Source organism: Acinetobacter sp. YH12027, from assembly GCF_013420085.1.
GTDB classification, from domain to species: Bacteria; Pseudomonadota; Gammaproteobacteria; order Pseudomonadales; family Moraxellaceae; genus Acinetobacter; species Acinetobacter amyesii.
The window spans coordinates 1-13,181 of record NZ_VOYW01000002.1 but is presented as its reverse complement, the minus strand read 5'-3'; the positions used below and the strand labels follow the sequence as shown (position 1 = coordinate 13,181).

Annotated in this window: 11 protein-coding genes and 2 pseudogenes; 5 read left to right on the top strand and 8 right to left on the bottom strand. The window is 41.0% G+C overall.

Annotation, left to right across the window (positions count from 1 at the left end; all coding sequences use genetic code 11):
• The first annotated feature begins 11 nt into the window (after window positions 1–11).
• Entirely contained in the window at window positions 12–209 is a 198-nt protein-coding gene (locus tag FTT94_RS00435) for a hypothetical protein (RefSeq protein WP_180164050.1), read from the top strand.
• Between the two features lie 56 nt (window positions 210–265).
• On the opposite strand, the gene nth is transcribed toward FTT94_RS00435, so the two are convergent.
• Complete coding sequence (gene nth / locus FTT94_RS00430) at window positions 266–955, bottom strand: endonuclease III (protein WP_180003965.1); 690 nt, start codon at window positions 953–955, stop codon at window positions 266–268.
• Between the two features lie 2 nt (window positions 956–957).
• On the bottom strand, window positions 958–1,752 hold the full coding sequence (locus tag FTT94_RS00425) for an RnfABCDGE type electron transport complex subunit B (protein ID WP_180073237.1): 795 nt from the start codon (window positions 1,750–1,752) through the stop codon (window positions 958–960).
• A 330-nt stretch (window positions 1,753–2,082) separates the two neighbouring features.
• Here FTT94_RS00425 and gdhA point away from each other — a divergent pair, with 330 nt between their 5' ends.
• On the top strand, window positions 2,083–3,429 hold the full coding sequence (gene gdhA, locus FTT94_RS00420) for an NADP-specific glutamate dehydrogenase (protein WP_227591817.1): 1,347 nt from the start codon (window positions 2,083–2,085) through the stop codon (window positions 3,427–3,429).
• Between the two features lie 618 nt (window positions 3,430–4,047).
• Here the strand turns inward: gdhA and FTT94_RS00415 are convergent.
• From FTT94_RS00415 to rlmH, 3 genes are all read right to left on the bottom strand, one after another.
• Window positions 4,048–4,824, bottom strand: a complete 777-nt coding sequence (locus FTT94_RS00415; RefSeq protein WP_180170020.1) for an META and DUF4377 domain-containing protein — start codon at window positions 4,822–4,824, stop codon at window positions 4,048–4,050.
• A 168-nt stretch (window positions 4,825–4,992) separates the two neighbouring features.
• Window positions 4,993–5,769 (bottom strand): dioxygenase, encoded by a 777-nt coding sequence (locus tag FTT94_RS00410; protein WP_180170019.1) that lies wholly within the window; start codon window positions 5,767–5,769, stop codon window positions 4,993–4,995.
• Between the two features lie 136 nt (window positions 5,770–5,905).
• Window positions 5,906–6,388: a 23S rRNA (pseudouridine(1915)-N(3))-methyltransferase RlmH gene (gene rlmH, locus FTT94_RS00405; protein ID WP_078189858.1), complete on the bottom strand. Its 483-nt coding sequence runs from the start codon at window positions 6,386–6,388 to the stop codon at window positions 5,906–5,908.
• Between the two features lie 152 nt (window positions 6,389–6,540).
• Between rlmH and FTT94_RS00400 the strand changes: the two genes are divergently transcribed.
• The gene (locus tag FTT94_RS00400; protein WP_373686005.1) at window positions 6,541–7,503 is read left to right on the top strand and encodes a M20/M25/M40 family metallo-hydrolase; all 963 of its coding nucleotides are present in this window, start codon (window positions 6,541–6,543) and stop codon (window positions 7,501–7,503) included.
• A 461-nt stretch (window positions 7,504–7,964) separates the two neighbouring features.
• On the opposite strand, the gene lon is transcribed toward FTT94_RS00400, so the two are convergent.
• The 3 genes from lon to FTT94_RS00385 all read right to left on the bottom strand — a co-directional run bounded on the left by lon (window position 7,965) and on the right by FTT94_RS00385 (window position 11,806).
• The gene (gene lon / locus FTT94_RS00395; protein ID WP_180170018.1) at window positions 7,965–10,391 is read right to left on the bottom strand and encodes an endopeptidase La; all 2,427 of its coding nucleotides are present in this window, start codon (window positions 10,389–10,391) and stop codon (window positions 7,965–7,967) included.
• 147 nt (window positions 10,392–10,538) lie between these two features.
• On the bottom strand, window positions 10,539–11,126 hold the full coding sequence (locus FTT94_RS00390; protein ID WP_168378311.1) for a 5-formyltetrahydrofolate cyclo-ligase: 588 nt from the start codon (window positions 11,124–11,126) through the stop codon (window positions 10,539–10,541).
• A 305-nt stretch (window positions 11,127–11,431) separates the two neighbouring features.
• Window positions 11,432–11,806, bottom strand: a complete 375-nt coding sequence (locus FTT94_RS00385; protein ID WP_168378310.1) for a diacylglycerol kinase — start codon at window positions 11,804–11,806, stop codon at window positions 11,432–11,434.
• A gap of 261 nt (window positions 11,807–12,067) precedes the next feature.
• Between FTT94_RS00385 and FTT94_RS00380 the strand changes: the two are divergent.
• Window positions 12,068–12,910: pseudogene (locus tag FTT94_RS00380) on the top strand (MBL fold metallo-hydrolase); the annotation flags it as partial.
• Window positions 12,911–13,042: 132 nt separating this feature from the next.
• Window positions 13,043–13,181 (top strand): annotated as a pseudogene (locus FTT94_RS16540) (hypothetical protein); the annotation flags it as partial.

The window sequence follows — 13,181 nt, the reverse complement described above, 5'->3', positions numbered from 1 at the left end:
GCGAATCTGTTATGAAATTTGCTTTGGTTATAATGGTCATCATCGCTGTGGCGGTGTTATTGGGCTTATTATTTGTCAGCTTTAAAATGTTGCGTAAGGTGCAAGTGGAAGAAGCAGAGCAAGCTAAACTGAACCCGAAGCAATATCGCTTACATCCAAAGCTGCAGCAAGAGCTTAATAAAAAACACAAAAAACAAGATAAAAATTAAGCATCGACTCGATCAATTGATTCTTACAAATTTCATCAACTCCCAAATTGAAGAGATTAATCCTCAATTTGGGTGGTTTTAATCGGTCTTAATGCGCCAAAGTCAAAACGGTCAGGCCAATTACATACATCAGACACGATACATTCATCACATTTGGGTTTGCGGGCAATGCAGCAATAGCGTCCATGTAAAATCAGCCAATGATGTGAATCAACAATAAACTCTTTGGGGATGACTTTGACGAGTCGGTGTTCGACTTCCAAAACATTTTTGCCGACAGCCAATCCTGTACGATTACCTAAACGAAAAATATGCGTATCGACTGCCATGGTCGGTTGTCCAAAAGCAGTATTCAGCACCACATTTGCAGTTTTACGACCGACACCGGGTAAGGCTTCCAAATCTGCACGATTATTCGGAACGATGCTGTTGTGCTTCTCAATGAGAATCTTGCAGGCTTTAATGACATTTTCCGCTTTTGAGTTATACAGGCCAATGGTCTTGATATATTCCTTCAGTCCGTCAACACCTAACGCATAAATAGCTTCAGGAGTATTTGCTACTGGAAAAAGCTTGTCTGTGGCTTTGTTGACACTGACATCTGTGGCCTGAGCAGATAGGGTAACAGCCACTAAAAGTTCAAATGGACTACTATAATTGAGTTCAGTTTTCGGGTTGGGGCGTTGCTCACGTAAGCGTTCAAAAAAAGTTTGAATTTGCTTCTTAGTCATGTTTTTAACCGCCATGATTAAGCCCCTTGCAGTTGTGTTAATTGTTGCGTGAGCGTATGGAGTAACTCACGTTTTTTTGCATCGTCTCGAACACTCAGTTGTTTTTCTAATTTCTTAATTTGTGTACGAATTTTTGCAAGTTCAATGGTGGTTTTTGCATCGAGTTGAACGACTGGCGTAGCAGGTTTTTCCACGACTTCAATGACCGGTACTGAGTCTGTCTGGGTCGAAAATTGGGCAAAAAGTTCCGTGTCAATTTCAGCACGTACGACTGGGCCTTTACGATGAATTCTGCGCTTTTCCTCACGTTGAATATGTGCATAGTAGCGGCGACGTAAATCATTCTGTTCTGCGATTCGAGCGGCTTCAGATGGCACTTGATCAAGCTCTTCGACAAGGTCGATACAATCCACTGGACAAGGTGGAATGCAGAGTTCGCAGCCCGTACATAAATCCGTCAAGACGGTATGCATCAATTTGCCTGAGCCAATAATGGCATCAACAGGGCAGGCACTAATACATTTGGTACAACCAATACATTCATCCTCACGAATCACAGCTTTAACCCGTTGCGGGCGTCCATCACTTTGGATTGGCCAAACGCTGGCTTCTGCTGTTAAGTGTGGACGATTTAATAACGCTGCTAGTGAATCTGCCACAGGTTGACCACCGGGTATACATTTATTGGCTTCTTCTCCTTCACTGATGGCTTTGGCATAGGGTAAGCAGCCGTCTCGGTGTCCACAAAGTCCACATTGAGTTTGTGGCAATAGGGCATCAATTTGTTGGATGAGGGAAATTTCAGAAGTCATGGGTAGTCGCGAGTACAAATGAAGGCAGAGAAAAACCAAAGAGGACGTTGAATTCTAGCATGTTTCAGTATGAATTGCTGTGCGCAAAAATGGGTCTATAGATGCATCATAAATGAGCAAAATAATTCATTAAAATATTCCTAAAAGTAATAATATTTATAACTAAAATATCTGAGTAATCAATTTAAATCGCTGTTCTTTAAAGAATTTAAAGATTTTTTAAAAAAACTATTGCTGATTAGTTACAAAAGATATTTAATATTTTGCGCCAAAATATATCTTTGATCAAAATTGTGATCAATTTTGATCCATACATCTGCTGAGGATTAAGTGTTGAAATATAACAGCCTTAACGACTTCCTAGACTACGTTAAAACACGTGATGAACATCAACCTGAATTTCTTCAAGCTGTTGAAGAAGTGATGACGAGCCTTTGGCCATTCATCGAAAAGAACCCACAATATGCTGACTACGGTTTGCTAGAACGTCTTGTTGAGCCTGAGCGTGCAATTCAGTTCCGTGTTTCATGGGTAGATGACAAAGGTCAAACTCAAGTTAACCGTGCTTTCCGTGTTCAATACAACTCAGCAATTGGTCCATTCAAAGGTGGTATGCGTTTCCACCCATCAGTGAACCTTTCAATTCTTAAATTCTTAGGTTTTGAACAAACTTTCAAAAATGCTTTAACTACACTTCCTATGGGTGGTGGTAAAGGTGGTTCAGATTTTGACCCTAAAGGTAAATCTGAAGGCGAAATCATGCGTTTCTGCCAAGCATTAATGATCGAATTATACCGTCATCTTGGTTCTAACACTGACATCCCTGCGGGTGACATCGGTGTAGGTGGCCGTGAAGTTGGCTACATGGCTGGTATGATGAAAAAATTAAGCAATGACACAGCATGTGTGTTCACTGGTAAAGGTTTAACTTTCGGTGGTTCACTTGCGCGTCCTGAAGCAACTGGTTACGGTACTGTGTATTTCGCTGAGGAAATGCTAAAAACTCGTGGCGATAGCTTTAAAGATAAAGTTGTAACGATTTCGGGTTCTGGTAACGTTGCACAATACGCTGCTGAAAAAGCAATGTACTTAGGTGCGAAAGTGGTTTCACTTTCTGACTCAGCTGGTACTGTATACGTGAAAGACGGTTTCACAACTGAACTTCTTGCTGAAGTAATGGAATTGAAAAACGTTAAGCGTGGCCGTATTTCTGAATTTGCATCTAAGCACGGTTTTGAATATTTAGAAGGTCAACGCCCTTGGTCAATCAAATGTGATATCGCGCTGCCATGTGCAACTCAAAATGAATTAGATGAAGCTGATGCTGAAGCTCTTCTTGCTAATGGCGTAATCTGTGTTGCTGAAGGCGCAAACATGCCATCTACTTTGGCTGCAGTTGAGAAATTCGTTGAAGCGAAAATTCTTTATGCACCAGGTAAAGCATCTAATGCGGGTGGTGTTGCAACTTCTGGTCTTGAAATGTCTCAAAACGCAATTCGTTTGGGTTGGACTTTCGAAGAAGTTGACGAGCGTCTACACGCGATCATGAAAGAAATTCACCGCAACTGCGTGAAATACGGTACTGAAGAAGATGGTACTGTGAACTATGTAAACGGTGCGAACATTGCAGGCTTCGTAAAAGTTGCTGACGCAATGCTTGCTCAAGGCGTTTACTAAGTTCTCCGTAAGTTGAACTGAAAACCGAGGCTCAAGCCTCGGTTTTTTTATGGCTTAATGGTTTGGAATATATTGGATTGTTAATTAGTGCTCATCAGGGTAAGTTGGATTTCGCTATCCATAACACTGAAGTGAAAATTTAAGGGTTGGTCGAGCAAACGTTTAAAAATGAAGCCCTGACCGATGTAACTGTGTGCTGAACTTCAGTGTACTCCCTACATCTCCTATAAAACGCAAAGTATGCTTTTCTACATCATAATTGTGGCCAATGTAATTACGGCCACTAAGAATGTCATACTGCCATCGTTAATTTGAGTGTGGTTTGGGGGGAGCGTTATTCTTTACGAGACCCGATTCTTTTGAGTTAATTGTTCTGCTTCAAAATCGCGTCAATGGGTAATTCGCTGTATGCTTAAAAAATATAGGTCTGTTGATTGCGATTCTTCAGGATGAATTCAGGCAGGGCATTTTGCTTTTGTAGTAGCTTTAAATTTACATCGCTAAAGCATTGGCTGAACAGTACATCGTGATTTGAAAACTTTGCACGGCTGATTAGCGTTTGCAGTCGTGAAGATAAAAAAACCGAGGCGATGACCTCGGCTTTTTATCGGCTGTAACTTACAAGGTACCTTTTACAGCTTCACGTTCGACTGACATATCAAAAATATAGGCATATTTTGATTGATCAGCAGCAGGGTTTTTACGTTCAAAACGTTTTACGCGAATAATTTGGCGTTCTGCAGGAGTGTGCTTAAAGCCTTCAATTTGATCGTAAAATAAGGTCCAGTCTTTATCAACTTGTGTTTTTAGGCCTTTTTCATCGTACTTCACTTCACGCACTTGCAAACAAGTTTGTGGAGCAACGCCTGTACATTGTTTAGTTTCAGGGCTGACTTCTAGGAAAATCGTTTCGCCTTGTGAGTTGTACTGAGTTTCAGGTGTTAATTTTCCAGTGAAAACCAGTTTTTCACCTGTTGCAGAGATAATGGTTAACGTTGGATTTTGTGGATCTGTAGTATTTAAAACAAAAGGTGTTTTACGGTCACTAAAGAGTGAAGATGCAAGTCCTTCTTGTTTCATCGCATTATCAGGACACGCCATCATGGTAGATGCAATGTTGCCTGTTACAAGTGTATTGTGTTCCACTTTCCATTGGGTTGACATGCTATTACAGCTGGTTGAAATACCCAAAGTGCCATTTTCTAGAAAATTTAAAACTAAAGGTTTTGGTGCATTTTCAGTGGTGGTGCTCCATTGATATGAAGCTAAAGTTTTATCAGCATTTTGTTGTTTTAATACGCTCACGGCTAAATCTCCAGCTTTTTGGATATCGCTTGATTGACATGCTGCAAGGGCTAAAGGGAAGAGGGCGATCGCTAAATATTTTAATTTCATTACGCTAACTGTTCTAAGTGAATTTCAGCCTGTAGCATAACCCATTCATTTTAAAAAAATATGAATACATTCAGCTCAAATAAGTAGCAAAATGTATCCATAAATAATAATTTGTTAACTTATTAATATAAATTATGAATAAGTCAAGCTATCTCGTTTTATTCACGTTTAATCAAAACGATAAATATCCATACCCAGCGAACCCATACTAAAGCTACTGTGAACAATAGAGAAGCGGGGGCCTGCACCCATCGCAAAGAAGATGGGTGCAAAATGTTCAATGGTCGGATGGTTGCGTTGCACAAATGGGATATTTTGCCAATCGAGAACTGCATCAAAATCTTGATGAGTGAGCTTATTGACCACAAAATTACGGAATGTAGACGCCCATTCAGGCACGGCTGCTGCACGTCCATCCCAAGCCAATTCACGTAAGTTATGAGTAATGCTGCCCGATCCAATCAACAAGATTTGCTTGTCACGTAAAGGTGCAAGCGTTTGTCCAATTTTATAGATCTCTTGTGCAGACATGGTCATCGGAAGTGATATTTCAATCACAGGAATGTCAGCATCAGGATACATATGCAATAACGGCATCCAAACGCCATGATCGCGTGGACGGGTGCTGTTGGCATGTGCCAATAACCCTGCATTGGCAAGCAAATGGAGAATTTCTTCTGCGAGCTCTGGGTTACCCGGCGCTGGATAACGAATATCATAAAGTTCCGCAGGGAAGCCACGGAAGTCATGCCAAGTTTCAGGACGGGCACTGGTACTTACTTCTAGTGCGTTACTTTCCCAATGTGCGGACATGATAATAATGGCTTCCGGTTTTGGAAGATTCAGGCTTAAACGTTCCAACGCAGGACCGACTTGCTCAGGATTGATGGCAAGCATAGGTGAGCCATGGGAAATAAATAAACCTGGAAGTGTTTGTAAATTCATCGCGGTCGCCGTTGGTTGTTTAAAGGAATATGATGATCATGCACTAAATTATTCAGCGTAACAATTCGGATAATTTCAACGGTTTGTTTCATTGTTGCAACGCTTGCTTGCTGTTGATGCTGGATGTCCGTTTAGATTAACCCGCACGATGGTAAGGGTGATTATGGTTAATACTCATTGCACGGTATAGCTGTTCGATGAGCATGACACGAACCATTGGGTGTGGCAAAGTTAGTTTAGACAAAGACCAATGCCATGCTGCTGCTTTACGTACCGCCTCAGAATGTCCATCTGGCCCACCAATGGCTAAAACCACATCATTGCCTTCAAGCATCCAACCTTTCATGGTTTCAGCCAGTTTTTCCGTACTGAACTCACGACCACCAACTTCTAAGGCGATTAGTACTTCATTCGATTTCATGGCATTTAAAATGCTGTCACCTTCAATTTGACGGTATTTTAAAATGTCGGCTTCTGAGTCGTTCTTGCCACGTTTAGCCATAGGCAGTTCAATGATTTGCGTTTGAACAAAAGGCTGAATACGTTTGAAATAATCTTCAAAACCCGTCAGAACCCATGCTGGCATTTTTTGACCGATTGTCAGAATACGAATTTTCATACAGCGCCTGAAAGTATACAAAAGAGCATTATAACGGTTCGCTTGCGCTTTGTATGTTCAGACACAATTTGCAATTGAAATCGTGTTCTGCTTGCTGTTTAAATACGCAGCATAAGCAGATTAGATCGAAGATGAAAATTGGAATAATAACAATGAAAAAAACATGGCAGGACGGTACGTTATTTTTGCTCAAGCAAGTAGCAATGCTTTCAATTTTTGCATGGTGTTCATTTGCGGCGAATGCCAACAATATTAGAACCGCTGAACCGGATAATTTAAAAGTCTATTTAGAGCAAATTATTGGTAATGAAGTTGAATATCGTAACTATAAGAACATTCAAGAGTTAAATCGGGTGTCTGCTTGGATTCGTGAGCAGATGCGTTTGTTTGGTGTGAATTGTCGTTTTCAAACCTATACCGTGAACAGCCAACCATACCGTAATGTGGTCTGTCCCTTAAATGCAGGGCATAGCAACCGAGTGATCATTGGCGCGCACTACGATGTATTTGAGGAGCAGCATGGCGCTGATGATAATGCTTCTGGCGTTGCAGGTGTACTCGAAGCTGCTCGGATTCTTTCGGCTGAAAAAGCGCGTTTAAAACAAAATATTGAATTTGTATTTTATACCCTCGAAGAACCGCCATATTTTAGAACAGAGTCGATGGGCAGTTTTATCCATGCAAAATCGGTAGCAAAGGAAAAGGATAAAATTTCAGGTGTGTATATTCTAGAAATGATTGGTTATTTTGATCCCAAAGTCACCCAAGAATATCCTGTTGGGCTGAAGTGGATTTATCCATCACATACGAATTTTATTGCATCGGTGGGGAACATTCAGTCTCGTGACTTAACCTCATCGTATTGTGCGGCGATGGAGTCTTTGAAGCAGTTGCAATGTGAACGCTTGATTTCACCCTCATTTATTCAGGGTGTGGATTTTTCAGATCATATGAATTATTGGCAATTTGATATGCCGGCGATGATGATCACTGATACGGCATTTTATCGTAATAAGCACTATCACACTGAGCAAGATACTATGGATAAATTAAACTTAGATAAAATGGCTCAAGTGATCGATGGTTTGGTGAAAAACATCTTAAATTTGAAATAGCATGTCTTAAAAACATGACATAAAAAACGCAGCCCCGAAAGCCTGTGGACTGCGATAAAAGGTCATCTACCTGGAGATGTAGATGACCATCTTGTTCCAATGATCATCACGCTTTTAGACGTGATTGGAACCAATAAAGAAACATACAGCGCGTATATCTCTTTACTATATATGTGGGATAGAGGGCGATATTTCAAGTAATAGCATGCAAATATTGTAAGACTTTCTTATTGGCTCTTATTGATCTTGATGTCGACTTTGAAATAGTGATCCACAATAACTGTAGCTGTAGCTGTAGCTGTAGCTGTAGCTGTAGTCTTGAGTCTTGAGTCTTGAGTCTTGAGTCTAATAGTTGCGAAGGATTTGAATGAAAAGTTCCGAATATTCAGCACGAAAAAAATGGATATAAAAAAGCCCTGTCGAAACAGGGCTTTTTTTCATTTATTGCGAGTTGCTAGCACTTAGTGACGTGCAGCTTTGCCACCTTCAGTTGCTTTGACAATCGGTGTCTTTGTAAGAGGTTTAGGCATATCAACCAAGGCTAGAGGTAAAATCTCATCAATCGATTTCACTGGTTTAATTTCTAGACCTTCTTTGACATTGTCTGGAATCTCAGCCAAGTCACGAACGTTGTCTTGTGGGATAAAGACAAGCTTGATACCACCACGGTGAGCAGCGAGAAGCTTCTCTTTTAAACCACCAATGCGCATTGCACGGCCACCAAGACTGGTTTCACCTGTCATCGCGATATCTGGACGAATTGCAATGCCTGTAAAAGCTGAAACAAGAGCGGTAGTTAGGGCTAAACCAGCAGATGGACCATCTTTCGGTGTTGCACCTTCTGGTAAATGCACGTGTACATCTGTTTCTTCAAAGCGAATCGCTTCAATACCTAGTTCATCTGCACGGGTACGTACAACGGTCATCGCTGCTGTGATCGATTCTTTCATGACATCGCCAAGAGAACCGGTGGTAATGAACTTGCCTTTACCTTTCACTGCTGCAACTTCAATTGTTAGTAGTTCACCACCAACAGATGTCCAAGCCAAGCCATTTACACGACCCACTTCAGCTTCTTCTTCGGCCATACCGAAGTCGAATTTGTGTGGACCTAAGTAGTCAGGAAGATTTTTCGAATTCACTTCAATTTGAAGATTTTTCGCTTTCTTGCTCACCGCTTCTTTTACCACTTTACGTGCAATTTTAGACACTTCACGTTCTAAGCTACGGACACCAGCTTCACGTGTATAACGTTGTACGATATCGCGAATGGCTTCTTCGTGAACGGTTAATTCTTTCGCACGTAGACCGTTGTTCTTGATGGCTTTTGGAACAAGGTAACGTTCAGCAATATTCACTTTTTCATCTTCGGTATAACCCGGTAGACGAATCACTTCCATACGGTCAAGCAAAGCTTCTGGAATATTCATGCTGTTTGCAGTGCAGATGAACATCACTTCAGAAAGGTCTAGATCAAGATCTAAATAGTGATCATTGAACTTACTGTTTTGTGATGGATCGAGGACTTCAAGCAATGCTGAAGCAGGGTCACCACGGTAGTCTTGCGCCATCTTGTCGATTTCATCGAGTAAGAACAGTGGGTTCTTTACGCCAACTTTTGTCAAAGACTGCACAATTTTACCGGGCATCGCACCGATATATGTACGACGGTGACCACGAATTTCAGCTTCGTCACGCACGCCGCCAAGCGCCATACGGACAAATTCACGACCAGTCGCTTTGGCAACAGATTCACCGAGTGAAGTTTTACCAACACCTGGAGGACCAACTAAGCACAGGATTGGACCACGAAGTTTTTTCACACGTGATTGAACAGCAAGGTATTCCACGATGCGGTCTTTCACGTCGTCTAAACCATAGTGATCGGCATCAAGAATATCTTGAGCTTTCGCAAGGTTAATGCTGACTTTGCTGGCTTTGTTCCAAGGCGTATCTAAAATAACTTCTAGGTAGTTACGCACGACAGCAGCTTCGCTTGAAGCAGGTTGCATCGCTTTTAGCTTGCGGAACTCATTTTCAGCTTTTTTACGTACATGTTCAGGTAAATCGGCTTCAGCTAGACGTTTTTCAATTTCTGCAACGTCATCTTCAGCACCGCCATTCATGTCAGAAAGTTCGCGTTGAATGACCTTCATTTTTTCATTTAAGAAGTATTCACGCTGATTCTTTTCCATTTGGCGTTTTACAGAATCATGTAAGGTTTGCTCAATTTGCTGTTCTTCTGACTGTTGTAATAAGTAGGTCATGAGTTCAGCTAAATGTGCTTCAAATTCATCATGCTCTAAGAATTTTTGTTTGACATCAATATTCAAAGGCACGCGTGTTGCTACGAAGAATAATAATTGCAGTAAATCATCAATTTTATTGGCTGCTGCAATCAATTCACGTGCATTACGCAGTTTTGCTTCTGCATATTGAGCAAATAAGGTACGTAATTCTTCGACACGGTTATTCTGAGTTTCTGAGTCTACAGAAACCGTCATTGGGCTTAATGAATGCTCGGCAGTCAGGTAATCATCGGCATCGATAATTTTTTCTAGCTTGGCACGATATAAGCCTTCAATCAGTACTTTTATACAGTTTTCATCATTCTCATGATTCACAACTTGCACAATCTTCGCGACAGTACCGTATTGATATAAATTGTCGTGATCAATTTCTTCTGTAAGCGAATCTTTTTGTGCAACTACGAATACAAGATTGTCACTGTCACGTGCGACATTGACTGCATTGATCGACTTTTCGCGACCCACAAACAGTGCAATTTGCATGTGAGGATATACAACCACATCTCGTAGCGCTAAAAGCGGTAATACGCTCGGAATTGTAGTTTCCAAGCTTTCTTCATTCATAATAATCTCAGACATGGGCACTCCTAATGAGTGACAACGGTGTTGCCATGTTTTTTATAGTGATGTGTATTTTTTAAATTACAAGGGTCATGCCAATTAAAATGTATAAAAAATGACTAAATATGTGATTTTTAAGTGTAACTCAGCGTCAAAAATATCAAATTAACGTTTGAAACTTAAAGTTTGAGATGGGCTGATAAAGCCATCTAGCGGTTGATCCCATGCTTCTCGGACTAAGGGGTCTTGGATGAGTTGAAAATCGTGACCAAGTCCTAGGCGGTAGGGTATAGAGTGAGCTGTTGCTAATGTTTTATCGTAGAAGCCACCCCCCATGCCAATACGTGTGCCGTACTTGTCGCAAGCGAGCAAGGGCATGATTAAAAGGTCAAGATGAGAAACATGCTTCCCACGACTCGCCATAGGCTCTTTCATGCCGAGTGGGTGATGAGAAAAACGTTTGTTGATGTATTGATGTCGTGAGATTTCAACCCAAACCAGTTGCTGATTCATGTTGCAAATCATGGGTAAATACACTTTTTTTTGATGAGTAAAACAGTAGTGGATGAGCTGTTGAGTGTGAATTTCACCGAATGCATGTAAATACACGCCTATATGCTGACTGCGCTGAAAATGACTGAGTCGGATTAAACGCTGTAGGACCTGTTGTTCAGCTTGTCGTTGGGCCCATAGGTTTAGGCTACGACGCTGCTTGCGGAGTTGTTTGCGAAGGCTGGTGGTGCTCAAAGTCATGATTCATTTCAAAGTAGCACAAAATTCTCAAGGCATTTTAACGTGTTCAAGCTTAAAAGTCCGAAAAAATAGGTTTTATCTTTTCTTGTAAAAGCGTCCTTAAGAAGCGGTCTGCTCAATGAATGTGTATCTATTTTCCCCCCTCTAATCTTGTTTAAGCCAATGATTTCATAGTTTGAATTTTTGGCTTATTTCGATGGATCAGTAGATGTGCATAGGGAAGCGTAAATTTTACTTAAAAAACAGAAATAAGGAATTAAAAAAAGCAGGGCATAACCCTGCAAATAGAGTGAGACAGCCTTTATTTAAGGCAAAAGGATAATAAACCAAGTAAAAAAGATAATTGCTAAAGCAACGAATTGAGCGGCACTCCCCATATCTTTTGCAATTTTAGAAAGTGGATGCTTGTCTAAAGATACGCGGTCGACAACGGCTTCAATGGCAGAATTGAATAACTCAACTATCAAGGCAAATAAGCACACCACTACCATAAGGGCATGTTCAGCACGACTCACATCGAGAAAATAACTGGTAGGAATAAGCACAATATTCATCCAGACAATTTGTCGAAATGCAGCTTCATTTTGATAAGCAGCTTTGAATCCGTCGAGGGAATATTGCGTTGCATTTAAAATTCGTTTAAATCCAGATTTGCCTTTAAACGGGGAAATTTCACTCATAGCACTGTACAGACGTATAGATTTAAAAACTGGCGAAAATATAGCATGCCAAGCTTAAAGTTTTCTTGCATTCAGTTTTTATTTTATTGGGCCTAAAAATTTAAGGGGATTTACATAAGCCTGTATCAAGTTAGTGCTATGTTTATTCATTATTAGACTTAAAATCTGCCTGAATTTCAGGCACAATACAGGCGTTTAAATTTTTTAATTTTGAAGCCTTTGCTTCATTGCATGAAATAATAAAAGTGATATAGGTCAACAATGAAATACTTTAGTTTTGCTGTGCTTGCAGCAACACTTTTAACCAGCCAGGTTGTCAGTGCAGAGCCGGCAGTTATTCAAACGGAAATCAAATCTAATGTGACTCAGCCCATGGGATTTTATCCTTTCCAAGTGGGTGCGTATAAAGTCATTGCTTTAAAAGATGGGACACTCGAATTAAGTCCTGATTTATTTAAACAAAATTTAACACCAGAAGAAGTTCGCGCTTTATTCCAAAAGCTTGCTGTTGATCAGAGCAAAGGTATACAAACCAGTGTCAATGCCTACCTGATTGATGATGGACAAGGCGGTATCAGTCTTGTTGATAGTGGTGCAGCCAGTTGTTTTGGACCGAACTTAGGTTCTATTGCACAAAATATTGAGGCGGCCGGCTATAAGCTTAATCGTGTACGCAGTGTTTTCTTAACTCATTTACATCCTGATCATGCATGTGGCATTGCGAAACAAGGTAAGGCTGTGTTTCCAAATGCAACGGTCTACGTCAATGAACAAGAAAGTCAGTATTGGTTAAGTGAAAGCACCGTCAACACTTTAGCTACCGAAAAACGTGAAGGTTATTTAGCGACCGTTGTGAAAATTAAAGCTGCGATTGCGCCATATCAAACCATGCGGAGTTTTAAGACCTTTAGCGTTGGTTCGGTGATTAATGGTTTAGAGGTTTTACCGAGTGTTGGACATACACCGGGGCATTATTCTTTTATCTTAAAATCACAAGCTAAAAGTTTTGCTATCCTCGGCGATGTGGTTCATTCCTATCATTTACAGTTTGAACAACCAAAGTTATCTGTCGATTTTGATGTCGATCCGGTCAAAGCCAGTGAAACTCGTTTAGCAATTTTTAAACGTTTTGCTCAAGAGCAAACCTTCGTTGCATTTGCACATTTACCATTTCCGGGTATTGGTAAAATTAGTGAAATGAATGATGGTCAGTTCCGTTGGAACCCGCTAAATTTAGCTCCGACAGCTCCGACAGCTCCGACAGCTCCGACAGCTCCGACAGCTCCGACAGCTCCGACAGCTCCGACAGCTCCGACAGCTCCGACAGCTCCGACAGCTCCGACAGCTCCGACAGCTCCGACAGCTCCGACAGCTC